The sequence below is a fragment of the Liquorilactobacillus oeni DSM 19972 genome (assembly GCF_001436275.1).
GTDB classification, from domain to species: domain Bacteria; phylum Bacillota; class Bacilli; order Lactobacillales; family Lactobacillaceae; genus Liquorilactobacillus; species Liquorilactobacillus oeni.
This window is the reverse complement of record NZ_AZEH01000037.1, coordinates 59,425-86,170: the sequence shown is the minus strand read 5'-3', so window position 1 is coordinate 86,170 and position 26,746 is coordinate 59,425. Positions and strand designations below refer to the sequence as shown.

The 26,746-nt window shown below is 37.8% G+C and carries 28 protein-coding genes and 2 tRNA genes; 2 read left to right on the top strand and 28 right to left on the bottom strand.

Translation table 11 applies throughout. The annotated features are described in order from the left end of the window. Positions 1-135: 135 nt before the first annotated feature. Complete coding sequence (locus FD46_RS05195; protein WP_057896105.1) at positions 136-381, bottom strand: hypothetical protein; 246 nt, start codon at positions 379-381, stop codon at positions 136-138. Positions 382-607: 226 nt separating this feature from the next. After that, positions 608-1,192, bottom strand: a complete 585-nt coding sequence (locus FD46_RS05190) for an SHOCT domain-containing protein (RefSeq protein ID WP_057896104.1) — start codon at positions 1,190-1,192, stop codon at positions 608-610. A gap of 107 nt (positions 1,193-1,299) precedes the next feature. Between FD46_RS05190 and FD46_RS05185 the strand changes: the two genes are divergently transcribed. After that, positions 1,300-2,457, top strand: coding sequence for a tyrosine-type recombinase/integrase (locus FD46_RS05185; RefSeq protein ID WP_057896103.1), 1,158 nt, complete (start codon positions 1,300-1,302; stop codon positions 2,455-2,457). Between the two features lie 167 nt (positions 2,458-2,624). Here FD46_RS05185 and FD46_RS05180 read toward each other — a convergent pair. From FD46_RS05180 to FD46_RS05165, 4 genes are all read right to left on the bottom strand, one after another. Continuing rightward, a tRNA-Gln gene (locus tag FD46_RS05180) sits at positions 2,625-2,697 on the bottom strand. Between the two features lie 158 nt (positions 2,698-2,855). Beyond that, positions 2,856-2,928, bottom strand: a tRNA-Glu gene (locus tag FD46_RS05175). A gap of 244 nt (positions 2,929-3,172) precedes the next feature. Then, positions 3,173-3,709: a metallophosphoesterase gene (locus FD46_RS05170; RefSeq protein ID WP_057896102.1), complete on the bottom strand. Its 537-nt coding sequence runs from the start codon at positions 3,707-3,709 to the stop codon at positions 3,173-3,175. Beyond that, positions 3,709-4,305 (bottom strand): XTP/dITP diphosphatase, encoded by a 597-nt coding sequence (locus tag FD46_RS05165; RefSeq protein ID WP_057896101.1) that lies wholly within the window; start codon positions 4,303-4,305, stop codon positions 3,709-3,711. Before FD46_RS05165 ends, FD46_RS05170 begins: the two co-directional genes overlap by 1 nt. Before the next feature lie 153 nt (positions 4,306-4,458). Between FD46_RS05165 and FD46_RS05160 the strand changes: the two genes are divergently transcribed. Beyond that, positions 4,459-4,974: a YslB family protein gene (locus tag FD46_RS05160; protein WP_057896100.1), complete on the top strand. Its 516-nt coding sequence runs from the start codon at positions 4,459-4,461 to the stop codon at positions 4,972-4,974. Between the two features lie 207 nt (positions 4,975-5,181). On the opposite strand, the gene dltD is transcribed toward FD46_RS05160, so the two are convergent. The 22 genes from dltD to accD all read right to left on the bottom strand — a co-directional run bounded on the left by dltD (position 5,182) and on the right by accD (position 26,744). Then, positions 5,182-6,435 carry a D-alanyl-lipoteichoic acid biosynthesis protein DltD gene (gene dltD / locus FD46_RS05155; protein ID WP_057896099.1) on the bottom strand — a complete coding sequence of 418 codons (1,254 nt, stop codon included), beginning with the start codon at positions 6,433-6,435 and terminating at the stop codon, positions 5,182-5,184. 1 nt (position 6,436) lies between these two features. Beyond that, positions 6,437-6,664, bottom strand: a complete 228-nt coding sequence (dltC, locus tag FD46_RS05150) for a D-alanine--poly(phosphoribitol) ligase subunit DltC (protein WP_057896098.1) — start codon at positions 6,662-6,664, stop codon at positions 6,437-6,439. Between the two features lie 16 nt (positions 6,665-6,680). After that, on the bottom strand, positions 6,681-7,892 hold the full coding sequence (dltB, locus tag FD46_RS05145; protein ID WP_057896097.1) for a D-alanyl-lipoteichoic acid biosynthesis protein DltB: 1,212 nt from the start codon (positions 7,890-7,892) through the stop codon (positions 6,681-6,683). Continuing rightward, entirely contained in the window at positions 7,892-9,406 is a 1,515-nt protein-coding gene (dltA, locus tag FD46_RS05140; RefSeq protein ID WP_057896096.1) for a D-alanine--poly(phosphoribitol) ligase subunit DltA, read from the bottom strand. Before dltA ends, dltB begins: the two co-directional genes overlap by 1 nt. 20 nt (positions 9,407-9,426) lie before the next feature. Next, complete coding sequence (locus FD46_RS10215; RefSeq protein ID WP_083479377.1) at positions 9,427-9,576, bottom strand: teichoic acid D-Ala incorporation-associated protein DltX; 150 nt, start codon at positions 9,574-9,576, stop codon at positions 9,427-9,429. Positions 9,577-9,798: 222 nt separating this feature from the next. Then, entirely contained in the window at positions 9,799-10,062 is a 264-nt protein-coding gene (locus tag FD46_RS05135) for a PspC domain-containing protein (protein WP_057896109.1), read from the bottom strand. Between the two features lie 357 nt (positions 10,063-10,419). Next, positions 10,420-10,731, bottom strand: a complete 312-nt coding sequence (gene trxA, locus FD46_RS05130) for a thioredoxin (RefSeq protein ID WP_057896095.1) — start codon at positions 10,729-10,731, stop codon at positions 10,420-10,422. A 70-nt stretch (positions 10,732-10,801) separates the two neighbouring features. After that, positions 10,802-13,162 carry an endonuclease MutS2 gene (locus FD46_RS05125; protein ID WP_057896094.1) on the bottom strand — a complete coding sequence of 787 codons (2,361 nt, stop codon included), beginning with the start codon at positions 13,160-13,162 and terminating at the stop codon, positions 10,802-10,804. After that, positions 13,159-13,719, bottom strand: coding sequence for a CvpA family protein (locus FD46_RS05120; protein WP_083479376.1), 561 nt, complete (start codon positions 13,717-13,719; stop codon positions 13,159-13,161). The genes FD46_RS05125 and FD46_RS05120 overlap by 4 nt, the downstream gene beginning before the upstream one ends. Before the next feature lie 18 nt (positions 13,720-13,737). Continuing rightward, positions 13,738-13,986, bottom strand: coding sequence for a cell division protein ZapA (gene zapA, locus FD46_RS05115; protein WP_057896093.1), 249 nt, complete (start codon positions 13,984-13,986; stop codon positions 13,738-13,740). A gap of 177 nt (positions 13,987-14,163) precedes the next feature. Next, complete coding sequence (locus FD46_RS05110; RefSeq protein WP_057896092.1) at positions 14,164-14,451, bottom strand: DUF1292 domain-containing protein; 288 nt, start codon at positions 14,449-14,451, stop codon at positions 14,164-14,166. Between the two features lie 36 nt (positions 14,452-14,487). Then, complete coding sequence (gene ruvX, locus FD46_RS05105; protein WP_057896091.1) at positions 14,488-14,919, bottom strand: Holliday junction resolvase RuvX; 432 nt, start codon at positions 14,917-14,919, stop codon at positions 14,488-14,490. Continuing rightward, positions 14,916-15,179, bottom strand: coding sequence for an IreB family regulatory phosphoprotein (locus FD46_RS05100; protein ID WP_057896090.1), 264 nt, complete (start codon positions 15,177-15,179; stop codon positions 14,916-14,918). The genes ruvX and FD46_RS05100 overlap by 4 nt, the downstream gene beginning before the upstream one ends. A 260-nt stretch (positions 15,180-15,439) precedes the next feature. Continuing rightward, on the bottom strand, positions 15,440-18,088 hold the full coding sequence (gene alaS / locus FD46_RS05095; RefSeq protein ID WP_057896089.1) for an alanine--tRNA ligase: 2,649 nt from the start codon (positions 18,086-18,088) through the stop codon (positions 15,440-15,442). Positions 18,089-18,359: 271 nt separating this feature from the next. Continuing rightward, positions 18,360-19,700, bottom strand: a complete 1,341-nt coding sequence (locus FD46_RS05090; RefSeq protein ID WP_057896088.1) for a DEAD/DEAH box helicase — start codon at positions 19,698-19,700, stop codon at positions 18,360-18,362. Further along, complete coding sequence (locus FD46_RS05085; RefSeq protein ID WP_057896087.1) at positions 19,693-20,652, bottom strand: DHH family phosphoesterase; 960 nt, start codon at positions 20,650-20,652, stop codon at positions 19,693-19,695. Before FD46_RS05085 ends, FD46_RS05090 begins: the two co-directional genes overlap by 8 nt. Before the next feature lie 11 nt (positions 20,653-20,663). Further along, positions 20,664-21,347: a metal-dependent hydrolase gene (locus tag FD46_RS05080; RefSeq protein WP_057896086.1), complete on the bottom strand. Its 684-nt coding sequence runs from the start codon at positions 21,345-21,347 to the stop codon at positions 20,664-20,666. A 63-nt stretch (positions 21,348-21,410) separates the two neighbouring features. Further along, positions 21,411-22,490, bottom strand: a complete 1,080-nt coding sequence (dinB, locus tag FD46_RS05075) for a DNA polymerase IV (protein WP_057896085.1) — start codon at positions 22,488-22,490, stop codon at positions 21,411-21,413. A 119-nt stretch (positions 22,491-22,609) separates the two neighbouring features. Further along, positions 22,610-24,073 (bottom strand): glucose-6-phosphate dehydrogenase, encoded by a 1,464-nt coding sequence (gene zwf / locus FD46_RS05070; protein ID WP_057896084.1) that lies wholly within the window; start codon positions 24,071-24,073, stop codon positions 22,610-22,612. 252 nt (positions 24,074-24,325) lie between these two features. After that, positions 24,326-25,084, bottom strand: coding sequence for an enoyl-ACP reductase FabI (gene fabI, locus FD46_RS05065; RefSeq protein WP_083479375.1), 759 nt, complete (start codon positions 25,082-25,084; stop codon positions 24,326-24,328). A 21-nt stretch (positions 25,085-25,105) separates the two neighbouring features. After that, on the bottom strand, positions 25,106-25,894 hold the full coding sequence (gene accA / locus FD46_RS05060) for a carboxyltransferase subunit alpha (RefSeq protein WP_057896083.1): 789 nt from the start codon (positions 25,892-25,894) through the stop codon (positions 25,106-25,108). Then, positions 25,887-26,744, bottom strand: a complete 858-nt coding sequence (gene accD / locus FD46_RS05055) for an acetyl-CoA carboxylase, carboxyltransferase subunit beta (protein WP_057896082.1) — start codon at positions 26,742-26,744, stop codon at positions 25,887-25,889. The genes accA and accD overlap by 8 nt, the downstream gene beginning before the upstream one ends. Between the last annotated feature and the right edge of the window lie 2 nt (positions 26,745-26,746).

Below are 26,746 nucleotides of genomic sequence, written 5' to 3'. Positions count from 1 at the left end.
TTTTATTATGGCACAAACGTCTAAGTATTTGTGTACCAAATACTAGGATAGGAGCATTTTGAATATAATTATAATTATGCTATATACATATTAACATTGCTTAATAAGCTAATAACTACCTTTAGAAAACAATTACTAGTTATTACCATCGTCTAGGTTAAATTCTAAGGTAGATTCACCATTACCTACATTACTTACTACATAAAACAGATATTTACTACTACCAATACGAAAAGATGAGCATGGTTTAATGATATCCTTACTTACTTCTCCTTTAATTTTGATGCTAACTTTATCTCCTTTTCTTTGACCAGATAAATCTGCTGATAATATTCTGTAGTCTTTTCCTTGTAATTGTATTTTAAAAGTTACATCGTCCATATTATTACCTTCTTTCAAGTTGAGTATACTCTAACACTGTAAACGCTACAATACTCCTATATGTCCATATAAGCGTTTCTAAGGTGTTTTAACGTTTTCTAGTTATACTTAATTATTAATATAGTTCGTTAGAAGGTAAACCAGAAGGGTAGTTTTTCATAATATGTATAAAAAAAGAAGGCTTATCAGCACTCTTACAATTATTTGCCTAGTTTTCTCTTACTTGCTAAATTCCTAAAACCTTTTTCTTTTTAGCTTCAAATTCCTCTTGTGTAATAATTCCTTCATCCAATAGTTTCTTAAGGTCTCTAAGTTCTGTTCCTTCACTAGTTGGTGCTACAATCGCTGTTTTAGCAGCTTGTACCGGCTGAGCTTTAGGAAGTTTATTATCTTCACCAACAAAAGGCATATTTCTAAATCCATGTTTAAAAGGTAACCCTAAGAGAACCAAAAAGAAAGCGACACTCATAGTATTCTTTAATATACCTGGAATCTGTGGGTAGGCAGTAAACCCTATAATGAAAGTCACAATAAACCAAGAAGCAACTACACTATATTCAATCAGTTTTCTAGGTCTCTTTTTGCAAGTAGAAACAAATAGAAACCCAAGTACTATTAAATAAATCCCTAAAATTACAAAAGCTATCCCACTATTATTAGCTATGTTGGCTTCGGCCCTACCACCATTCTTTAACATGTATTCATAGTTTGCACTACCCAGATAGAACATTGAACCATGAAAAGCAACTAATGACCACAACAATAGCAAAACTCCTGAAACAAGTCTTCTAGTGATTAATCTATTCCCCATTTTAGTAACCCACTCCTTTTGTTTTCCTCATTAACTATACAACTTTTTATAAAAAATGTGTTATTATTCTCTTAACTCCTTGTCGGTTAATACTAGGAGATATCAACATGGCATCCATAAAAAAGTATAGTTCTAAAGGACAAACAAAATGGAAAATTAGGATTTTGGTAGGGAGGGATGAGTTAACAGGAAAGCAAAAAGTTAAAACTAAACAAGGTTTTAAATCGAAGAAGGCAGCACAATTAGCAGTCTTAGAATTAGAAAGTAGTAGTTGCTTAAACACCTCTAAAACGTCCCTAAATTCTCCTGTAACAACTTCAAGTATCACGTTTAAACAAGTTTACCTAGAGTGGTTTAAGTTATATCAGAATACTGTTAAAGAGTCTACATGGATAAAAACAAAAGAGATTTTTAAGCTTCATATTCTTCCAATTCTTGGCAATAGAAAGTTAAATACTATTACTGATGTACTATGTCAAAAAGCAGTTAATCACTGGTATGATGAGAGATATACCAAATTTAAGGTCTGGATTAATAACGTATCAAGGATATTTAAGTTTGCCAAAAGAAAACACATTATTAGCCTTAATCCAGTAGAAAACATTTTAATTCCAAAAAGAACTAATGTTAGAACAATGACTAATAACTATTACGATAAAGAAGAGTTGAAGCAATTCTTAGACTGTCTTTATGATTTAGACGATTATCAAGCTTATGCTTTCTTTAGACTTTTAGCTTTCAGCGGTCTAAGAAAAGGTGAAGCTTTAGCACTTTATTGGAAAGATATAAATTTCTCTCAAAAAATAGTCTCAGTCACAAAAACACAAAGCCGTGGAGTCAATGGTATTAATGTTCAAACGCCTAAGACCTATGAGAGTAACAGAAATGTATTTCTTGACACTAAGACTATCAACATTTTGAAAAAATGGAAAAAGTGTCAATCCTTAAAATTAAAACAGCTAGGTTATTCTTATTCAACTAGCCAACTTATTTTTTCAAATACCAGGAATACTATGCTACAGCCTGTTAAACCAACTTTATGGCTAAAACGTGTAACTGAAAATTACAACTTGAAGCATATTACAACCCATGGATTCAGACATACTTACGCCACACTTGCTTTTGAGAGCGGACTTTCTGTTAAACAAGTTCAACTACAACTGGGACATAGAGATATTCAAACCACTTTAGATATATACACTGCTGTTACTAATAAACAAAAGAATGAAATTGCAGACAAATTTTCAGCCTATGTAAATTTTTAATAGTCTTGGGGCATTCGCCAAATTGGTAAGGCAGCGGATGAAAAAACATTCACAAAAACATTCACTTTTGCTAAAAAGTTACTGTTTAGAATGATTATAAAAAACACAAAAAAATACCGCTAATTAGGCTTTATAAGCCTTAATTAAACGGTACTCAAAACGTATAATTGGGCATACTGGACTCGAACCAGTACATTGCGGATTCAGAGTCCGCTGCCTTACCAATTTGGCGAATGCCCAAAAATAAAAAATCAACTATTTAATAATAGTACCTTTTCAATAGCTTGTCAATGCTGTTTTCCAATAACATCACTATCAAAAATGGCTTAATTCATCACTTTCCAAAAAGAAAAGCCCACCCATAATACGATGGACGATTTCACTGAAAATCGATGATATCACCCGTACGGGGATCGAACCCGTAACTCCGCCTTGAGAGGGCGACGTCTTAACCAATTTGACCAACGGGCAAGTACTCTTACTATTATACAGAGACCTATAATAATGTCAAGGCTTCTTTAACTGTTTATCTGTAGATATACGCACACTAAAAAAATAAACAAACAGTAGGAAACACAACCCATGATAACAAAATTCAGCAACGGGATCTGCACAAATTTGCCTGTCATCATGAAGAAAAGAGTCGTGACGCTCCACTTTAAGAGTTTTATATACATCTTTTTCAACCTAGGATTCATAATTCACTTCCCTAGTATTAAATGCGTTTAAAGACCAGTGCAAGCTCTGGAATTTTTACACATTTTCGATCATAATATTGAACTTCAAAGAAATCTGCACCTACTTTAATCAATGCATACGTTCCACCCAGATAACTGTACGTGCCGCGCGGAAAACTAATGCTTCCCGGGTTAAGAAACAAACAGTTTTTCCGGTATTCAGCCCCTAAAAGGTGTGTATGTCCGAATAAAACAATTGTAGCTGCCTTTTCTTCAGCTAACAGGCTAAGCCTTTGCATTCCATTATTAACCCCGTAAAGATGCCCATGTGTCAGTAAAACGAGTTCGTCCCCGCTCTTTTCAAGAAGTGTTTCTTCAAAACGCGGGTCATAATCACAGTTACCCGTGACAACCTTAAAATTATCAAAAATACTATCATCGGGTGAAAGCTCTGAATCACCGCAATGAAACATCTTTGTAACTTTCCCTTGATATTTATCTACCAATTTAGCTAGAATATCTCGATCACCATGGCTGTCACTTACAACTAAAAAACTGCTTATCTTTTCGTTCATTAACTTTTCCACCAATCATCAAATTTTTCATTCAAAACTGCGAGTGCTCTTCCCCGATGACTGATTCTATTTTTTTCAGCCGGTGTTAACTGGGCAAAGGTTTTTTTTAGTTCCGGTACATAAAAAAGCGGATCGTATCCAAAACCATCGACTCCACGAGGAACTTCAAGAATATTACCTGTTACTTCTCCTGTCACTTCCAGCGCTTTCTTATCCACACCAGTAACTACCAAAGATGTATGGAATCTTGCTGTTCTTTCAGCTAAAGGAATTCCCTTCAATTCTTTGAGTAGTTTTGCATTATTTGCGGCTTCATCATGATCACCCGCATAACGAGCAGAATATATTCCAGGAGCTCCCTGCAGCGCGTCAACCAGCAATCCTGAATCATCTGCAAGTACCGTTTCATTCAAAAGAGCTGTCAACGTGCTCGCTTTAATATAGGCATTTTCAGCAAAGGTTGTCCCGTTTTCAACAATTTCAGGAACTTTTTTTAAATCATTAAGTGTTTTAACTGTAAATCCCCGAGGTTCGAAGAAAGTTTTGAACTCTCTTGCCTTACCCTCATTCTTAGTAGCAATAATTATTCTTTTCATTATTAAAAATATCCTTTCAAATACCTACTTTTATCTTTTCATTATAGCTATAATTCTGATTTATACGCAACTTTCCTAATTTTTCAAATAACTATTCGTTTTTTACAACTTCAAGGTATAATTAGTATTAGATTAGATTGAAGGAGAGACTTCATGGAAGTAAAATTTTACCAACAATTATTAGCAGACGATACATCAACCTCTATTTTAGGATACGAAGTCTTGCGTGATATTTTGATTCCTGAATTAACAGGTGAAAATAAAACTATTCTTTACTGGGCGGGCAAACGTCTGGCACGCGAAATTTTTCTTGATAAATCTGAAGACTTGGCATCTTTCTTTGAAAAAGCCGGCTGGGGTTCACTTAAAGCTGGCAAAGCAAAGAAAAACCAGCAACTGTTTGAACTGAGCGGAAAAATCATTAAACTACGACAGCAAAACATCAAGCAGGCAGATTTTCTTTTAGAAGCTGGCTTTTTGGCAGAAACGCTGCAAAACCAAACTGGCTGTGTTACCGAAGCAATTATTAAGGATAACGATTCTCATAACGGTAAAATTATTTTTTTGGTTCAGCAAGATCCAAGCTTACCTCTTGATGCTGCTGTACGGCCTGACAAACCTCCGCTTAGGTTTACCTCAGCGTCAGAAAAGGGGCTGGGTCAAAAGTGAAATTTTAGCCTAGTTCCTCTACTTATTCCGGATAAACGTGTGGCATAAGTCAAAATTTTCCGTCTAACCTCGAATTACTCATAGCAAATTACTCGCTATGTTCGTAATTTCTTGTTAGTACTCAAATTTTACCGACTTATGTCACATTCTTAGAAAAATAAAAAACTTGGAGATTATTCTCCAAGTTTTTTATTTAGCTCTAACTAATTAATTTGTAAAGGATTGACTTTGCTGCCATTTCTTTGAATAGAAATAATTATTAATTTTATAACTGACTTTAGGCTGCTTTTTGGTTAAAAACGGGTTAATATACTTATCAGCTGCCAACCAGCCACGCCAGCCGAGATGGATAGTATCCTGCATGAAATAAGCTTTATTCCCATCATCAGTTAGATCAACAACGTTATTAAAACCTTGAGAATTTAACTGGTATTTGATCTTCTTCACAAAGTTCCTAAGCATTGGCATTGAAAGCCCTGTGTATTCAGACCAACGCTCATTAACCGGCGGAATAATAAACAGTGCATTCATATTTTTGTCGGCAAACTGGTTAAGTACTAACTGAAAATCTGAAAATTCCACCGAATCAGTATAGTTATAATTTTTTTGTTTACCTGCCAATTTCTTATAATTATGCTTCAAGCGCTTATCCCAAAATCTATTATCAACTTTGAACTGATTATTAGTTGTATGCTCTTTTCCAAGTGTATAAGCAACTTTGTCGAGTTGCTTTAAATTATAGGCTTTAGGTAAAAATCTCTCGTTACGACTAATTGTCTGCACGCGGTTATTTAACGACACAGTTGAAAAAAGCTGGTCTTCTCGATCAAGAGCATTCGACTTTAAGGTAAGATAGGTCCTCTCAAAGCTGCTTAACGGATGTCCAGCCGCAATTCTCGCAATTCCTTTTGATTCTACGCTGGAATGATCGGCTGAAAGCTCCAACAGCCTTTGAGCTGCATATCTGTTCATCCTATTATTCTTAGCATGCAAAAGCCATTTCACAATTTCCGGCTTAGGGTAATAATAGTTAAACACAACTGGAGCAATTCCGCCCTTCACAAACCACTGGGGTGAAACAATAAAAACTGCTTTTTTCCCTTCAAGCTTATCATCAATTCCCTTCATGCCCCAATAATGAACTAAAGACTGTGTTCCAGGTGCTCCCAAAAGAAATGGCCGGTAATTTCTATGATATTTTTGTGCAAGAACTGCAGGATGCAATGAGTCCATCCGGGATAACTCAGATGAGCCGAAAAAGGGCACATAATTTTTAGAAAAAGCGGCCTTTTTGACTGCCATTCCACGAAAAACTTTAGGAGATTGAGACAATGCTGCCCTCTGAATAGTGCCCTCTGAAATATTCTGGATACTGACCGGGATAAAAAAGAGTGTCAGTAATAAGATCACCGCCGCAATAATAGGCCCAAAAATCAAGAATAGTTTCTTCGACATCTTCATGTTACATACTTTCTACTTTCGCAATAATTTTATTTGGCGTATCCCATTCGCTGCGTTCAAACTCTGAAACCGGCACATCAACTCCACACTGAGATTGTAATTCTAACAAAAGCTGAACTGTTGCCATAGAATCCAGCAGTCCTTCATCATAGAGATTGATATCCAAGTTATCTGCGATTTCTTGACTTCCTGTTAAATCTTCTAAAATCCCAATTACTTTTTCTTTCATTTTTTAAAACTCCCCTTTATTTTAATGTAGCAATGTTATGGAAAAATAATGTATCTAAAAACCCTGAAAAGATTAAAAAGCTGAAACAAACGACGTTAAAAGTAATGAAAATTGCCAACAGCTTTGTAAAACGGTTGCTTGGAATCTTACTACGATGCTTTTTCTTATAACGAAGCCAAACATCGCACAGTATAATCGCTACAGCATGGTAAAGGCCATAAACAATATAATACCAAGTTAATCCATGCCAAAAACCCATAATCAAAAACAACGTTAAGTAACCAACATTCGCGATGGTGATTCTATTTTTGATAAGCTTCTTTTTCATAATGAAAAAGACCAGCCTCATATAAATGTAATCTCGAAACCAAAACGAAAGCGTCATGTGCCAACGATTCCAAAACTCTTTGATGTTCCAAGCACAAAATGGCCTGTTAAAGTTCATCGGAGTCTCAATTCCCATCAAGTAACTAATACCAACGGCAAAAAGACTATAACCTGCAAAATCAAAGAAAAGATCCATAGAATAGACATACATGTAAGCAACTAGCCACCAAGAAATACCGCCGTATGTCAATGCCATTTTACCAACATTCGGCAACAACAATGTTCCGAAAATATAGGCTAAAACAAACTTATACAAGAAACCTAAAAAGATGTACCATACGCCCTTATCTAATAGCTGCAGATATTTCTGCGGATCTGGTTTTCTTTCATAGTCTCCCTTAAATCTTCTATAACGGTCAATTGGCCCTGAAGAGATTGTCGGAAAGAAAAGCAGAAACTGCAATGTCAGCCAAGGGTCAAACTCCTTGATTGCCCCGTCTCGTATTTCCATGATCATCTGGACAGCTTTAAACGTCAAGTAGCTGATCCCTAAAAAACCGATAAGCGAAGGATGCCCGTAAACTGCTGGTGTAACCTTGACGATTATTAACGGAATGATTGCAAGGACTACAGCGCTACAAAAGACCCAAGTTTGATTCACCTTTTGCCTATAGTAGAAATAAGCACCTATTAAAACCATTTCGAAAATAATATAAGCAATGAGCGCTATCCCTTCATGCCACTTAACACCACCAAAAGCAAGTACTAAAAAAACAAAAGAAATAATTGTCTGATACCAATGAAGTTTTTTACCATACAGCATTGCGATTATGATCGGTAATAATGCAACAAATAGGTAAATAAAATACATTGGATTTTCATAAGGTTGTAAATTAATCATTAGTGATTAACCTCGCTGAACAAACGTTTCCGATCAACTTTTCCATTTGTTGTCAGCGGTAATGAATCCATGTAAATAAAACGTTGCGGGATCATGTAAGGCATTGACAAGTTTGTCAACTTATCTTTAATTGCTTTTGTCAGCTCAATGTTATTTTTAAATCCATTAGACTTAGCAACAACAAAAGCAACTAATTGTGCAACTTTATGATCCATCCCGTACTTTGGCACGCAGGCTGCTTGCTTCACCAAGTCAACTTTTCCAAGATGATAGTCGACTTCTTCTAATTCTATTCTGAAGCCATGCAGTTTAACCTGAAAATCAAGCCGGCCCTTATAAAGCAGCTGCCCATTTTCATCAAATTGCCCTAGGTCTCCAGTCCTATAAGCATTCTGATTATTAAAAGTTACAAAAGCTTGTTGTGTTTTATCGGGGTTATTAAGGTAGCCGCGAGAAACGCTTGGACCATAAACCAGAATTTCGCCTGCTGTATTGCGAGGAACCTCTTGTAATTTTTCGTCTACCACTGCAATGTGTGTATCATTTTTGGGTTTGCCAATCGGCATGCGCTCATAATCAGCAAGAATTTTATCTGTTATTTTTACTTTGGTAACTGCAACTGTAGTTTCAGTTGGTCCATAAGTATTATAGATAGCAGCATTAGGAAATCGCTGTTTCAATTGCTGTGCCGTCTTATGGGTCAGCTCTTCGCCACAGAACAAGAAATGTTTTAAAGTTGGATAGTGCTCTTCATTAAAATTTTTCTCAAGCAGACAAATATCCATAAATGACGGTGTTGAAACCCATACATCTAATCCAAGCTTAGGCAGCAATGAAAAAAGCTGTCTGAAGTCTTCCGTTGTTTTTTTAGGAATTACGCTCAATGTACCCCCGCGTGTCAGTGCAGGATAAAGATCCATAACAGATAGATCGAAAGAATACGGCGGCTGTGAAAGAAAAGTGCTTTCACTTTTAATTCCAAAATCATTCTCCACCCAAGCCAAGAAACTTTCTAAATTGTTTGCACTGATTTGAACTCCCTTAGGCATGCCTGTGGTTCCTGAAGTAAAGATAATATAGAAGATATCATCACCAGATACTGGATTATTTACCGTATAAGGTTCCCTTCCAGAAAAAATCTGGTCTAACTCTGCGGTTGAAATAAAGGGCAAACCTGATAATGCTACCGGCAGCTCTTCAACTGCAATACATGCAGCTGGCTTTGCAATCTGATTTATCATAATCAACCGTTCACTAGGTGAATCGCTATCAATAGGTATGTAGGCATGCCCTGCTTTAACAACCCCTAGAAAAACAGCAATCATTTTAAACGTTTGCCCACCGTATACAATAATCGGCGCCTTTTTGGGCAATTTCGTTTCAGTAATTGCAGCTGCAACAGCATCAGAATATTCCTTTAACTCAAGATACGTATTCTTTTCTCCAAGATAATTGTAGGCAATTTTTTGCGGTTCTTTTTTAGCCCATTCATCTATTCTTTGAATTACATTCATTTAATTTGTTCTCTCCCCAACTAAAACTCGTTATAAATAAAGTGCGGTCCATTAATGCCACTGTAGCTGTATAAATAAACTAAAATCAGCATAATTGCAAAATAAAAAAGAGTTTTTAAAATAAACCTAGTTACTTCACTATGTAATACTCGTATATGCCATTGCCCCATATCACTTCACCCCCAAAATACTGTTTTACAGGAATTGCAAATTTTATTTCTAATTCACTACTTTACTACATTAATGTTACACCACAGTAAACCAGTTTTTTGTAAATTTTTTCAAAGATTGCTTAAGAATTTATTAAATTACATTCTTTTACATAAATTTAAAATAGATTTAAAAACAAAAAAGAAGGGATTATACCCTTCTAAGCTAATTCTTTAGTTATGTTACTTATCTTTAAATTCACCTTCGATAATATCGTCATCTTTATCTGTATAACTTGAATCTTTATCGCTGGGTGCCTCTGGCATGACTGCTGCAGCGATAAAATAGATGATGATCCCCACAATTAATTGGCCGGGGAAGAAAATTAGAATAGTCCCAACAATGCGCACAATTGCCTTATCCCAATCAAAATATTCTGCGATTCCCCCAAAAACTCCAGAAACTATTTTATCTCTTGACTTTGTTAACTTATTCTTTTTTTTCATGAAAATTGCCTCATTTCCGTTCAGTCTTTCTTTCTGATCTTTACTTACTCTATTATCACCAGATTTAGTCTGCAAAATCAACATATTTGAGTCATTTTTATTTTGAAGCAATATTCTGCCATCACTTGTCTTAGTAAAAAGTATGTTGCTGCCGGATTCGTTTTCTACACGGTAGCTTGCTATAATGCGATAATAGCGGCGGTTTTTGCATTGAAAAGGCTGATCGCAGGTTGTTACGTAGCTGTCTTTTTGTAAACGTCTTAAACCAGAATACATTGTATAATATTACATTACAATAAAAAATAAATTTTTGTGCAAAAAAAGAAGGGCTCTGCCCTCCTTCACTTCATAACATTCTTATAGGTATTGCTGTAACTTAGCCTGAATTTGTTCTTTTGGATGATATCCAACCAAAGTATCAACAACTTCCCCATCTTTTTTAATCAACAATGTAGGAATACTCATAATTCCAAAATTGCTTGCAACTTCTTTGTTTGCATCAACATCTACTTTACTGAATGAAACCTTGTCGCCCATTTCTTCATCTAAATCTTCTACCACGGGAGATTGCATCCGGCAAGGCCCACACCATGTTGCCCAAAAGTCTGTTAATGTCACCCCTTGACTTGTTTCCTGTTCAAAAGTTGCATCTGTAAGTTCTTTAACCACTTATAACGCCTCCTACTTTGTTTTTGTAAGTAAATCATAACAGATTAAATTGAAAAAGCAAAATAACTGCTTACTTAAAATATACTATAGTTGCACCATTTCCGCCCGCACTTGGAGAGGCAAAATTAAAACTCTTTACACTCGAGTTCTGTGCAAGGTAATCAGTAATACCCTTTCTTAAAGCACCAGTACCTTTTCCATGGACAATCGTAACACTGTTATAACCAGCAAGAACCGCAGCGTCCAAGTAGCGGTCGACCTCAACCAGTGCCTCTTCGTAACGATGGCCTCTTAAATCTAGGGTAGGAGAAACGTGAGTCTTATTAGAAGAAGATATCGTTGTTCTTAGTGACTTTGTTTTTTCAGGCGCAACTTTTATTTTTTCTAGATCAGTTTCACTAACCCGCATTTTTAAAATCCCAATTTGAACATCCCATTCATTTTCGCCTGCTTTACGAATCAGTACTCCCCTTTGACCATAAGACTTAACTAAAACGTCATCATTCGGCCGAAGCTGCTGCTTTTCCTTAGCTCGTCTTAAAACACGGTTTTTTTTCAGACTGGTTGGCTGGCGCAGCTGGCTCATCTGTGTTTTTGCACTGATCAGTTGATCTTCTTTAACCGCCGCCCCTTTTTGTAAGCGCAGCTGGCGCAGATCAGCAATCAGTTTATCAGATTTTTTGCTAGCCCTTTCCACAACTTCATTTGCACGTTTGCGAGCTTCTTCAAGCAAACCTGCTTTTTGACTAAGCAGCCGATTATATTCTTCTTCTAATTCAGCATGCAGTTGTTTTGCATCTTTCAAATTTTTATGAAGTCCAATTGCTTCTTCTTCAGCTTGATGTCTTTTTTCTACCAAATCTTGAATCATGTCATTGAGATCCTGGTTTTGCCCGGCACTCAGTTCACGAGCTTGTGCTATAATCTGTTTATTCAATCCTAAACGTTCTGAAATTTCAAGTGCGTTGCTTCTCCCTGGAATTCCAATCAGCAGCCGATAAGTTGGACGCAATGTTTTACTGTCAAATTCCATGCTTGCATTAATCGTTTGGGCCCTTTCATAACCGTAAGCCTTAAGTTCTGGGTAGTGAGTAGTGGCAACAACATAGCTGTTCTGCGCACCAGCGTAGTCCAAGATTGCAATCGCGAGTGCTGCACCTTCTTGCGGGTCAGTACCGGCTCCAAGCTCATCAAAAAGAACTAAAGAACGCGGTCCAATGGTCTCTAAAATCGTAACTATATTTGTCATGTGTGATGAGAAAGTACTTAGGCTCTGTTCAATCGACTGCTCATCGCCAATATCTGCAAAGATCTCATCAAAGACGCCAATCCGGCTCTCTTCAAATGCCGGAATAAATAGGCCAGACTGTCCCATCAGTTGAACCAAGCCCAGCGTTTTGAGGGTAATTGTTTTTCCACCAGTATTAGGCCCTGTAATCACAATTGCCTTGTAATCTTGTCCAAGGGTTATGTCATTTTTAACAGCTACTTTTTCCTCTAAGAGAGGATGCCAAACATGCCTGAGATAAACATCATTTTCCGGTGATAAAAGCGGCTGGGTAGCTTTCAATGCAGCTGCATACTTAGCTTTAGCATTAGCAAAGTCAAAAATTCCTAAGATTCCAGCATTGTCTTCCAATTCCGCCGTGTAAGGAGCAATCAGTTCTGATAATTCTTGGAAGATCCTCACAATTTCTTCTTTTTCGCTAAGCTGTTGTTGTTTTAAACGATTGTTCAATTCAACAACCGCACGTGGTTCTATAAAAAGGGTCTGTCCCGAAGCGCTTTGATCATGCACAACGCCTCCAAAACGAGATTTATATTCTTGTTTAACAGGAATAACGTAGCGTTCATTTCTAATTGTAATAACGGCATCACTGAGATATTTTGAAGAACTGCCATGAATCAATGAATTCAGCTTATCACGCAGCTGATTTTCTGTGGATGATATTGATCGACGAATACTTGCTAAAAGCGAAGAGGCTTCATCTGTAACATAGCCATCAGATTCAATTGCTTTTAACAAACGTTTATTAATCTCCGGTAAAATCTGCAAACGTGCTGCAACTTCATACAAAGATGTCAATTGAACCTTTTCATCATCAAGCTTTATAAAAAAAAGCCTGACTTCATTTGTAGCACGCAGCACCCTGCCAATCGCAGCAAGTTCTTTGCCATTCAGTGCGCCGCCAATGTCCAATCTCTTCAAATACTGTTTGATGTCAAACAACTTTGGAATCGGAATCTCGCCCTTCAATCGTAAAATGTCGGCAGCATCCTTTGTCTGCGCAAGCCACTTTTCAATAACTTCACTAGTTATACTCGGCTGTAGCTCAACAGCCAGTCTCTCTCCCATCGGCGTCGTAGTAAATTGACGCAATCTATTCTTAATTTTATCGTATTCCAGAGTCATCATTGATTTACTGTTCATATATTTGTCTCCTCTGAAGTAGTATTCTGATCCAGTTCTTCAAGAATCTGCTGTGAAATGACCGGCGTTTTGTGTAAAATCACCTGAGCAAGTTGAGAGTCTTCAATATTATTCCTAATTGCTTCACTCGGCCATGCCTGCAAAAATAATAAGCCTGCAAAAATCAATAGATATACTAAAACGAGCGAGAAAACTCCTCCTGCAATCGAATTCAATTGTTTTATAATTGGTATTTTCGTGATCATATTCAAACTGCGAATAATTCTTCTGATGACTAAACCACCCACAATAATAATCAGCCAGTAAGCAATTCCATAGTAAAAAGTATTGCTCCCAGTTAGTGAATTACCCTGAACAGCCTGCCAAGACGCTTGATTTTTCTCAAATAATTTTACTAAAAGATACAGCCATTCACCCAAAACCGCTGAAAATTTAGCTGCAAGAAAAAAGATTACTATTAATCCAACCAAATCAAGCAAGGTAAGAACCAATCCTCTTCTTGCTCCATTAAAATAAGCTAAAATCAACAAAATAACGATAATTATTGTAATAAGCATACCAACTCACCTGCTTTTCTAGTTGTTCTTTTCATCTTTTAAACGGTCTAATTCTTCTTGTTTATAAATCTGATCAGAAACTGCATTAATGGCCAGCAAAACAGCCGCCCTTTCTTTACTTAAACCAGGCATCAGTTGATTAATCTCCTTGAATTGCTGTTCCACTAATTTGACAACAATTTCCATATGCTGGGTCGAACTGTCTCCGATAATAATATAGTCTTCACCGGCAATATGAGCTTTAAAACGCCGTTTGCCTTCTGACATTTTGGAACCTCCCTAATTCAAAGTTACGTAATTTAATTCTAGCATAAAAATACATTTCTTTTTATTATTGAATGAAATTTAACAAAAAAGAACCCTAAAAGTTAAATTGTAGCTTTAACTTTTAGGGCAAAACACGATTTACTTGGATTCTTCCTCTAAAATTCCGAAAGTCTTTTTTTATTGCATATTCTCATCATTTAAGAATGTGTCCAAAACTCCTTCAACCATATCCCATTCCTCATAACTTTCAATATCATGCAATTCAGCATCATTTGCTTCTCCATTTTCGTCTGGATCAAATGAAAATGCAAGGACATCAACCTGTTCTTCAGGCTGTGTTCCTGCAGGAATTAATAGAATATACGATTTACCGTAATCATCAGACTCAAAAGTAAAAAGTATCTCATATAGAGTTTCATTGCCGTTTTCATCAACAAGTGTAATTAAACTATCTTCTTCGCTCATTAAACTGCCTCATTTCTGTGTTAAAAACTTTGTGTTTTACAATAAGGGCCCTTTACGGTCAAGGTAGTTTTGCAAAATAAGTCCAGCTGCAACCTTGTCGATAACTTTCTTGCGTTTCTTACGCGACGTATCAGCTTGTTCGACCAACATCCGTTCTGCTTCAACAGTAGTCAGCCTCTCATCTTGATAATCAACGGGCAGATTGAAGTTATCCATTAAAAGCTTACCATAGTTTTTAGAGGCTTCTACCCGTGGACCAGAAGTATTATTCATATTCTTTGGAAGACCTACAACAAAACCAGTAACTTCAAACTTGGCCACCAGTTTTTTGACACGCTCTATACCAAAATTTTGTTGTTCTTCATCAATGGGAATAATTTCTATCCCTTGCGCGGTCCATCCTAAAAGATCACTGACGGCAACACCGACAGTCCGAGAACCAACATCCAATCCCATTAGCCTGCTCACTTTTTACCCTCCTTGTTAAGGTAAGAGCGTACCAACTCCTCAACAATTTCGTCACGCTCGTGTTTTCTAATCAAATTACGGGCATCATTCAACCGGGGAATATAAGCCGGGTCTCCAGACATAAGATACCCTACTATTTGATTAATGGGATTGTAGCCCTTTTCTTCTAGTGCCTGATAAACTGTCACAAGTGTTTCGTGTACATTTTTTTGATTACCATCTTCAAAATCAAAATACATTGTTTTATCTAAAGAACTCATTGCAAGCACCTCCGCTGCACAACTCCTGTTACTATTCTACTAGAGAAAAAAGGTTGTCACAATCAAAACATCGCCTTGTAACCATACCGTAACACAAATGATAAGTCTGTAATCGGATTGATGCTTTTCCTTTACAATCCACTATAAATTACGCAGAATAGCTCTAATAAACAAACAGGCTGAAACAAAACATCAGTTTCGTAACAGCCCTTTAATTTAATTTCAATATTTTTTGATAAAATATTGAAAAATAAACTCTTTTATTCTTTTTCCTTTAACCAATCTGCTGCTGTTGAAAGAGCAGAGCTGATACCTGCAGGTTTTTTGCCTCCCGCCTGCGCCAAGTCAGGACGGCCGCCACCACCGCCGCCGACTTTCGGTGCAATTGCCTTAATCAGGTCACCCGCCTTCAAACCGGACTTTACCGCTTCTGGAGAAACTGCTGCAATCAAATTAACCTTGTCTTTTGCAATTGCGGTTGCAAGGACCAGTACATCAGAATAGTTTTTAGTTTTCCATTGATCAGCAAGCTGACGCAGCTGATCCATACCGGCAACTTTAACTTGTGCTTTAATAAGGGTAAATTTGCCAATTTTTTCACTCTGCTCAAAAATATTTGCAGCCTGCTGACTAGCAATCTTAGCTTCAAGTGTAGCAACTTGTTGTTCCAGCTGCTTGATTTCTGTCTGCAGCAGCCCAACGCGATGCGGAATTTCTTTTACTTGTGCTACCTTTAGTTCTTTACCAACATCATGCAAAAGCTGAGTATGAAGTTCTAAGAACTCATATGCTTCTTTAGAAGTAACTGCCTCGATCCTTCTTACTCCAGCACCTACACCTGATTCAGATACTATTTTAAACAAACCAAGTTCTCCAGTACTATCAACGTGGTTGCCGCCACAGAACTCAGTTGAATAATCTCCAACCTTAACTACACGAACCTGCTCGCCATACTTTTCAGTAAAGAGTGCAATTGCTCCTAATTTCTTAGCTGATTCTATATCAGTTTCAATTGTTTCGACTTTTAAATTCTGCCAGATTTTTTCATTTACTATTTTTTCAACTTTATTTAAATCTTCGTTGGTAACCGAACCTAGATTCGTAAAATCAAATCGTAAGTAAGTCGGCTCGACTAAAGAACCTGCCTGATGAGTATGACTACCTAAAACATCCCGTAGTGCCTGGTCCAGAAGATGAGTTGCAGTATGATTCTTGCGTACCTTATCATGGAATACCTGATCGACTTCAAGAGTATAGTTTTCATTAAGTTTTAATGGGAGCAAAACTTTCACAGTATGCATGTTTTGTCCTTTAGGAGCGTGCTGCACATCTGTAACCTCTGCAACAATTTTTCCTTCAGCATTTTTAATCACACCCTGATCAGCAACTTGGCCTCCCATTTCAGCATAAAAAGGGGTACGGCTAAATATCAAAACAGCTGTTCCATCTTTAACTTCTTTAACTAGCTTTTCACCCACAATAATATCCTTCAAAGTTCCGTTAGTCGTAAGTGCTTGATAACCCACATATTCACTTTTAGTTGTAATATCTGTTAAAAGCGCATTTTGTACACCCATTGACTTGGCATTGCTGCGAGCATTTCTTGCCCGCTGCTTTTGTTTTTGCATCTCAGAATCAAATTCTTTTTCATCAATGCTTAACCCTTGCTCTTGAGCATACTCTTTTGTCAGTTCAACGGGGAACCCATAAGTATCATAAAGTTTGAAGGCTTCTTTTCCAGAAAGTTCAGCCAACTGTTCTTTTTTGGCAGCTGCTATCATTTCATTCAATAACTGCAGTCCATCTTTAAGTGTTTCGTTAAAACGGTCTTCTTCCATCTTTACAACCTTGGAAATATAATCTGACTGTTTAAGCACTTCTGGATAATACGATTCCATAATCTTACCCACAAGCGGAACTAAACGATAAAGAAATGCTTGTTCAATTCCTAACTTCTGCCCATGCATTACCGCTCTGCGGATCAAACGCCTAATAACATACCCGCGGCCTTCATTTGAAGGCAATGCACCATCACCAATTGCAAACGTGACTGCTCGAATATGGTCTGCAATTACTTTAAAGGAAACATCTGTATCTGAACTATCTCCATATTGCTTTTGTCCACTGATCTTGGCGGTTTCATTAATCAAAGGTAAGAACAAATCAGTTTCAAAGTTTGTGCGTGCATTTTGAAAGACAGAAACAACACGTTCCAGGCCCATTCCTGTATCAATATTTTTATGCGGCAACGGTTCATAGGTTCCATCAGGTTTATGATTGAATTCAGAAAAAACAATATTCCAAATCTCAAGGTAGCGTTCATTTTCTCCGCCTGGATAACTTTCAGGATCATCTGCTGGCAGATTATTAAATTCTTGACCACGATCATAGAAAATTTCTGAATCTGGGCCGCTAGGCCCTTCACCTATATCCCAGAAATTATCCTCAACCTCGTAAATATGGTTTTGTGCTACACCAGCAACCTCGTGCCAAATTCTTTTTGCTTCCGTATCTTTAGGATAGACAGTCACATAAAGGCGTTTTGGATCCATCGCAAACCATTTTGGGCTGGTTAGTAATTCCCAAGCCCAAGTGATTGCTTCTTCTTTAAAATAATCCCCTACTGAAAAATTGCCGAGCATTTCAAAAAGTGTATGATGTCGTGCAGTATGACCTACGTTTTCAATATCATTTGTTCTGATACTTTTTTGTGAACTTGTGATTCTAGGATTCTGCGGAACCACCGTTCCATCAAAGAACTTCTTCATTGTTGCAACCCCTGAATTAATCCACAATAGAGTAGGATCATCATGTGGAATTAATGAAGCACTGGGCATTACTGTATGCCCTTTTTCTTTGAAAAAGTCCAGATACATTTTTCTGATTTGAGCACTCGTTAATTTTTTCATCTTATTTCTTTTCTTCCTCCCTCAAACAACAAAAACACCGTTGCAGTAAGGACGCTGGATGCGCGGTACCACCTTACTTGCAACGATGTTGTCGTTAACCTCTTTAATCTCAATAACGCTGAGTTGCGTTTTAAAAATTAACAGGGAGCACCCTAACTTTAAAATAGATTCTTTCACCAAGTGAACCTTCTCTTTTATTATAGGTTACGGCATATCCTGTCTTCTAAAATCCTCTAAAATTATATTAGAATTATCAAGGATTGTCAATTTGTCATTTAGAATCTCTATACTTGGAACGCTTTTCTTGTCTCCTTGCTATTTTCCGATCCTGTTGTTCCTTATTCCTAATCGCACGTTTAATCTTTTTACGATAGCCCGGTTTTCTCTTTTTACGCTCTTTTTTAACAAGGCCAACTAAGCCGACATCTAATTTTTCCTTTTTAATATGTCTTTTTTGGCGACGGTCACGATCATAAGAGTCAACAATTTCACCGTTCTTCAAAGCTTTGGGTTTGAATTTTATTCCCATTTCCTCAAGTTCTGAAATTTTAGTATCATCATTAGGATCATACAGTGTAATTGCGATCCCTTTCATCCCATTTCGGCCGGTTCGTCCAACACGGTGGATAAAGAATTCAAGGTCTTCTGGAATTTCGTCATTGATAATGTGTGAAACTCCTTCAATGTCGATTCCACGAGCTGCAAGATCAGTTGCAACAACAAATTGGTATTCCAAATTTTGAATTTCCCGCATAATTCTTTTGCGTTGACGCGGCAGAATTCCTCCGTGAACCTTAGCAACCCTTAGTCCCTGGGCCCTTAAATAATCTGTGAGTTCATCAGCCCGTGTTTTTGTATTTGTGAAAATGAGTGCCAAATATGGTTGTCCAAGTGTTAATAGTTTAAGGATCAAATCATTTCGTGCTTTTCCTTTTGTTGAAAGCAGCCAATTATCAATTGTCGGGCTGATGACTGTTTTACTCTTGATTTCTTCAATTACTGGTGCTTGCATATATTTTTTTAAGAACGGCTTTAGTTTTTCGGGGATTGTCGCTGAAAAAACCAGCATTTGAAGATCTTGCGGAAGAGCAGATGCAATGGTATCAACTTCCTTTAAGAAACCCAAATCCAAAGTCATGTCAGCCTCGTCGACTACCAGTGAATGTGCTTTATGAATATCTAAAGCTTGTTCATTCATTAAATCTACAATTCGGCCTGGAGTCCCGATTACCAGCTGGGGCTGTCTGTGTTGAAGTTTTTCTACTTGTCGCTGTTTATCAGTACCGCCCACATAATTTGCAAGACTAATTGTTTTTGTGCTTTTCCTTACGATTTGTTTTGCGGCTTCATGGATTTGATAAGCAAGCTCCCTACTAGGAGTCGTAATCACAGCTTGAACCTCATGCACTTCAGGATCAAGCTCGTTCAATAACGGCAATAAAAAAGTATGGGTTTTTCCGCTTCCTGTTTGTGATTGTCCCACTACACTTTTGCCTTCCATAATAACAGGTATCAGCTTTTCTTGTACTGCAGTTGGTTGTTTAAAGTTAATCTCTTTTAAGGCTTCATTAATAAATGATTTGAAGCCAAATTGTTGAAATGTTTCAGTCATTTTTTTCTCCTGTATATGCAGCTGCAATCGCATCTAATTTCTTCAAATAATCAGGAATCAGCGTATCATCCTTCATAAATGCTCCACTTGCAAGAGGATGCCCGCCGCCGCCGTACTCTTTTGCCAGTTCATTGATAACCGGCCCTTTGGAACGAATCCGCAAACGATAACTGCCGTCTTTTTGCTGTACAAAGATCGTCCAGCACTTTACCCCGATAACCTTTCCCATTAAGGGAACAACTGGAGCAGTACTGGCATCCTTTAATTCAAATTTTTTCATTAAATCATTATTGAGAACAATATGAGCTACGCCTTGGTCGCTCAGCTGCATATTTTCATACACGTAAGCTGCCAGCCGCGCAACCGGTAAAGCAATACTATCTAAAAACCTATTAATATGTGCAGCATCAAAATTATATTCAGTTAACTGCGCAGCTACTCTGAGTGTATGCGGAGTTGTGGCATCGTACATAAAACGTCCTGTATCTCCCACAATACCAGCATACAGCAATCTGGCTGCTTCGTCGGTAAGCTTAATCTGTGAAATTGCGTTTACCAGATCAACGATCATTTCGGAACAACTCGAAGCCTGTGTATTTACCCAGCAAAGATCGCCGTAAGGATCTTCGTTAGGATGGTGATCTATTTTTATAAGACACTTGCCCTTGGTATAGCGTTGATCATCAACTCTCGGTTGATTTGCAGTATCTGTAACAATTACAAGTGCCTCTTTATAGAGGTCGTCTGCAATTTTTTCCGGTTCAGCCATCCATGACAACCCATGTACATTTTCCCCAACCTGAAAAACTTCTTTTTCTGGAAAATTTGCGCGTAAAACAGCTGCCAGTCCGCACTGTGAACCATAAGCATCTGGATCAGGCCTTTGGTGACGATGAATAATAATTGTCTTAAACTCTCGTATCTTTGCAAAAATATCTTCTTCTATCGGCATTTTAAATCTCCTTAAAGCTCAAAGGCTTGTCCGATCTGTACTTTGAGCCCTACATTTTCAGGAAGGTTATCTATAAACCTTTGTGAATCTTGTTTAATCTGCGGGAAAGTATCGTAATGGATGGGTAAAACATGGCGTGCTTTGACAAATGCTGCTGCAATGAGCGCATCTTCAATTCCCATTGTAAAGTAATCGCCAATTGGCAAAAGAGCCACATCAACACCTTGCCCATGATTTATTAACTTCATATCAGAAAATAAGGCTGTATCACCCGCATCATAAAGAGTTTTGCCATCTATGTGCAGTTCAAATCCAGCTGCAGCACCTAAAGTTAAAGATGACCCGTCTGGTTGCGGAAGTGCAGCAGTATGCCAAGCTGGTACGAGCTTAAACTGGAGTCCCCCAGCTCTAAATGAACCGCCGAAGTTGAGCCCTTCAGTGTCAACACCACGATTTCCAAGGTACGCCGCAAGCTCAGCAATGGCAATTACTTTTGCGTCGCTTTTTTTTGCAATTTCAAGTGTATCCCCCAAATGGTCGTGATGTGCGTGAGTTACTAAAATATAATCAGGATGGCAGTCAGCCACCCTTAAATCAGTCAAAGGATTATCTGTGATAAAAGGATCTATTAAAATATCTTTATCATTATTAGTAATAATTTCAATAACAGAATGTCCATGCCATATTAACTTCATGCTTTTCACCTCATTTTATTTCAATTACAAGTATACCGGTAAAAGCTGCTAATTACAAAGCTCTCAATTCTGCCACAATGGCAGCTCTATATTTTCAAACTGCAAAGAAGCTAAATTTGTCATTGTCAGTCCCAAAAGCCGTACGTCAATTCTCTCATTTTGCAGTTCTTCAAAAATCTGTTGTCCATAAAAAGCAAATAATTTCCTGTCATTTTTAAAAAAAGAATCATACGTCATCCTTTTGGTAACCGTCTTAAAATCACTAGTACGCAGTTTTAAAACCAGTGTTTTACCATGCAGTTGCTGCTTGCTCAAACCTTCTTCCAGCTTCTGTGCCAAAAAGGCCAATACTTTTTCCACTTCTTGACTGCTTTTCAAAGCCTGTGCAAAGGTTCTTTCATTTCCAATTGACTTACGTTTACGCTGCCATTCCACCTTTCGTTCATCGATTCCTCGAACACGATGATAAAAGACTGCCCCCATTTTGCCGAAATGAGCAATCAATTCAGCTTCGCTTTGTTGAAATAGATCTTTTCCCGAAAAAATATTAAGTGCGTGCATTTTCGCAGCAGTCTTTTTACCTACACCGCGAAACTTTTCAATGGACAGCGGAGCTAAAAAAGCAGCTGCTTCTTCTTTCCTTACTAGTGTTATTCCAGCTGGTTTATGAAAATCAGAGGCCATTTTAGCAAGAAATTTATTGTATGAAATACCGGTCGAACAAGTCAAATGAGTTTTTTTAAAAATCTCTTGCTGTAGCATTCGTGCCAGAAGCAAAGCTGAAGAGATTTCCTTTTTATTTTGCGTTACGTCTAAATATGCTTCATCAAATGCCACGGGTTCAATCTTATCGGTGTATTCATGAAAAATTTCATGAATCTGATTAGAAATCAGTTTGTACTTTTCAAAATTTGGGCGTACAAAAACAGCCTGGGGACATAATTCTAATGCTTTCTGCGCACTCATTGCCGAATGAATCTTAAAGCTGCGTGCCTTGTAATTAGCAGTAGCAACTACTCCTTTGCCGCTATTATGTCTTGGATCTCTTGCTATTACAAGCGGCTTTGCACGCAGTACAGGCTGATCACGCATTTCGATTGATGCATAAAAAGCATCCATGTCTACGTGAATTATTTTGCGCATTTCTATCCGACTCCCTTCACAAAGCAGTCTCCATTACTGAACAGATGTTTGTTTTATAATATACCATAATAAAAAAGAACCGCAGTATTTTCTACCTCAGCTCTTTATCTCTTAATTCATTAATTATTTTTCCCTTGATAAAACCACTTACATCCGTCACGCTCCAACAATTTATCAGATGCTTGCGGCCCCATTGATCCGCACGGATATTCTTCAAGTACATCATTTTGCTTGTCCCATGTATCACGAATAGTATCCACAAACTTCCAAGAATGTGCAACTTCTTCCCAATGGGTAAAATTAGTCGCATCTCCAGCAAGAGCATCTGCAAAGAGCTTCTCGTATGCTTCAGGAAAAGTACTTTCCCCATTTGAAGTCGGGAAAAAGTCCAGATGACTATTTTTTAAAGTAAATCCCTGGCCAATTTTTTTCACGTTTATCTGCATAAAAATCTTGCCTTCTGGTTCAATGTTAATAGTCAGCACATTCTGCCCTAATCTTTGCGGTGCGAAGATGTTAGTCGGCATTGCCTTAAAGGCGATATCAATTCGCGAAGTTTTTTGACTCAAACGCTTGCCTGTCCTAATATAAATTGGCACACCAGAAAAGTTTTCGTTATCAACAAACAGCTTGCCTGCAACAAAAGTTTCGGTTGAAGAATCATCGGCAATTTTTTCTTCTTCACGATATCCCCGCTGTCCGTTTGCAGCTTTATACTGTGCACGAACGAAATTTTTTTCAACTTCTTCAGGAGTATATTTTCTCAGTGATTTCAACGCATAAATCTTTTCACGCCGAATATCAGTTTCAGAATAAGAAGCAGGCATATTCATAGTCAGTAAAGAAACAATCTGCAGAATATGATTTTGAACCATATCCCGCAAGGCCCCTGCTGTTTCATAATATCCCGCACGCTCTTCAACACCCAAGGATTCACTAAGCGTAATTTGAATATTGTCGATATAACGATTATTCCAAAGAGCCCGAAAAAGGTTATTTCCAAAACGGACTGCTAAAATATTTTGCACCATTTCCTTGCCTAAATAGTGATCAATCCGAAAGACATCTTTTTCAGGGAAATAGCGTCCAATTGCCTCATTAAGTTCCTCAGCACTTGCAAAATCACGTCCAAAAGGTTTTTCAATAATAACTCGGTTGTAACCTGCAGCCGTTACTATTTTCTGAGACTTAAGATGCTTTGCAATCGTTCCAAAAAAACGCGGTGACATTGCCAGATAAAACATGCGGTTACCGCCGATCTCATACTTTTGATCAAGCTTTTCAGCTAGGTTACGAAGAGTAGTATAATGCTCAGTATCATTCACGTTGTGCGATTGATAATAGAAATGGCTTGCAAATCGGCTAGTGTCTTTTAAAAGAGCACCTTCAGCATGAATTGCGTCCCTTACGACTTCTTGAAAATGCTCATCAGTCCAAGGACGCCGAGCAGTTCCAATCACTGCAAAATTTTCCTTTAAAAACCCTTTGCGATACAAATTAAATAACGCGGGATATAGCTTTCGCTTTGCGAGGTCGCCCGTCCCTCCAAAAATAATAAAGAGCGCTCTTTGTTCCGTAACCATAATAGTGCACCACTTTCGTTTAGACTCGTATTTCCAACAATAAGTGTACTTGCAAAGACGACTTTAAACAAGTGTTCTGCCATTTTTTATTTTCATTATTCAAAAAGCTGTGACAAAATTTTAATTTGGCACAGCTCTTATATTTATAGTTGTATTTCAACAACTTGTTTTTCAGCCAACTCAAAGCTTAATTAGTTATATACTTAGGGTATTCCATTATTCTCTATTACTCAAAAATATTATGAACAATTGTTAAATTAAGTGTACACCTTTATCAACATAAATCGTATCCCCAACAACACCTGTTGACAGGTCACTGACTAAGAAAGCAGCAGTACCACCGATTTCTTTAGTAGTAACCGACTTGCCATCAACAGTCCGTTCTTCGGAAATACGCAGCAATTCACCATGATCTTTGACTCCAGTTACTGCAAGTGTCTTAACTGCTCCAGCGGAGATTGCATTGACACGTACCCCGTATTTTGCCATATCCCGTGCAAGATAACGTACGTTAGCTTCCAAAGCTGCTTTAGCGACACCCATGACATTATAGTTTGGAATAGCACGTTCCGAACCAAAATAAGTTAGGGTAACAATACTTGCTGGATTCTTCAGTAATTTAATTGCATACTTGGCAACTGCTATTAAAGAATATGCCGAAATGTCTTGTGCAAGTGCATAACCTTCCCGACTGGAGTTCATGATATCGCCGGCAAGTTCATCCTTTTTTGCAAAAGCAATTGCATGCACAATACCGTCAATTTTTCCAAATTTTTCAGAGATAGTGGCAAAAGCCTGCGCAATACTTTCATCTTTCGACACATCGCATTCTACTAATCTTTCTTCATTTGAAACCAGTCGTAACAGACTTTTCTTCAAACGTTCGTTTTGATATGTAAATATCAATTCAGCGCCGTTGTCAAGCATTGCCTGTGCACATCCCCAAGCGATGCTTCTCTTATTTGCAGCTCCCATAATTAATATTTTTTTACCACTTAATAATTTTTCCACTTTTTTGACCTCCACTAGAATTTAAAAACGTTGAAAACGCTGCTGCCTTTTCTCAACCAATTCACTTACGGACAATTTCTGATACTTCTCAAGCTCTTCATGCAGAACCCTTTTGACTCCCTTGAACAAGCGTTTATGTGAGCGTGGCTCGGGAATAATCCCGTCGATAATTTTTTGCTCGAGTAATTTTTCAGGAGTAAGTTTCATTATTTCAGCAGCCTCATCAGCACGAGAACTATCTTTCCAAAGAATTGCTGCAAAACCTTCAGGAGAAAGTACAGAATACATACTATTTTCAAACATCCAGACCGCATCTCCGCATGCAAGTGCAAGAGCACCGCCGCTTCCGCCTTCACCATATATTACCGCAATAACAGGTACCTTTATGCTGCTGATTTCCAGCAGATTTCGTGCAATTGCTTCACCTTGACCATTTTCTTCTGCAGATTGTCCTGGATAAGCACCAGCTGTGTTAACAAAGGTAACTACTGGCCTTTTAAATTTTTCGGCCTGTTTGATTAAACGTAATGACTTGCGATACCCGGAGGGTTCCGGACATCCAAAATGTGTTCTAAGGCGTTCTTCAGCACTTTTACCTTTGTTAGTAAGGATCACAGTTACTGGTTTTCCTTCAAAGTGTGCAACACCGCCAATAATTGCTGCATCATCATCTGACAGACGATCTCCATGCAACTCTAAGAAGTCATCAAAAACACCTGCAAGCAACTCCTGTGCACTAACCTTTTCGGCATTACGTGCATTCGCAACGATTTGTGCAGCGGTTTTTTTCTTTTCAAGAAAACTAGCCATTCGCAACAGTCCCTTCATTGTGAAATTTAAGCAGCCATGCAAGCTTTTTCTTCATTTCTTTACGAGGAACAATAGCATCAATAAAGCCATGATCCAGCACTGTTTCTGCATCCTGTAATTCGTTTGGAACCTTTTGATGAGTAGTCTGCTCAATTACACGTTTTCCTGCAAAACCTACTAAAGCTCTGGGCTCAGCTAAAATAATATCACCTTGCATTGCAAAACTTGCGGTTACTCCGCCTGTAGTTGGATCCGTTAAAACTGTAATATATAATAGTCCTGCATGTGAATGTTCCTGAACAGCCTGAGATATTTTAGCCATCTGCATCAGTGAGAAGATTCCCTCTTGCATCCGAGCACCGCCAGAAGCTGTAAATAGAACAACAGGTAGATTTTTTCGTGTGGCTCTTTTAAAAAGCCGTGTAATCTTTTCTCCGGTTATAGTACCCATTGACCCCATAATAAAGTTTGGATCCATAATTCCCAGTGAAAGTAACTCCCCAGCAATCTTAGCCGTCCCCGTCAGCACTGAATCATTCAACCCGGTATTTTGTCTTGCCTTTTCCAATTTTTTATCATAATCAGGAAAATCAAGCGGATCTTTTGTCTTTAATGCAGCGTCATCTTCATTAAACTCATCAACCAGCCAGGCTAAACGTTCACGCGCTTTAATACGAAACCCATATTCACAGTTAGGACAAACCTGGTAAAGCCCAAGGTCTTTATGATAAAAGGATTGATGACACTTTGGACAAGCTAGCCAGATTCCTGAAGGGATTTTTTCGTTAGCTTTTTTATCAGCCTTAATATGCTTATATCCCAGTGTCTTTAATTCATTAAATAATTGCACGC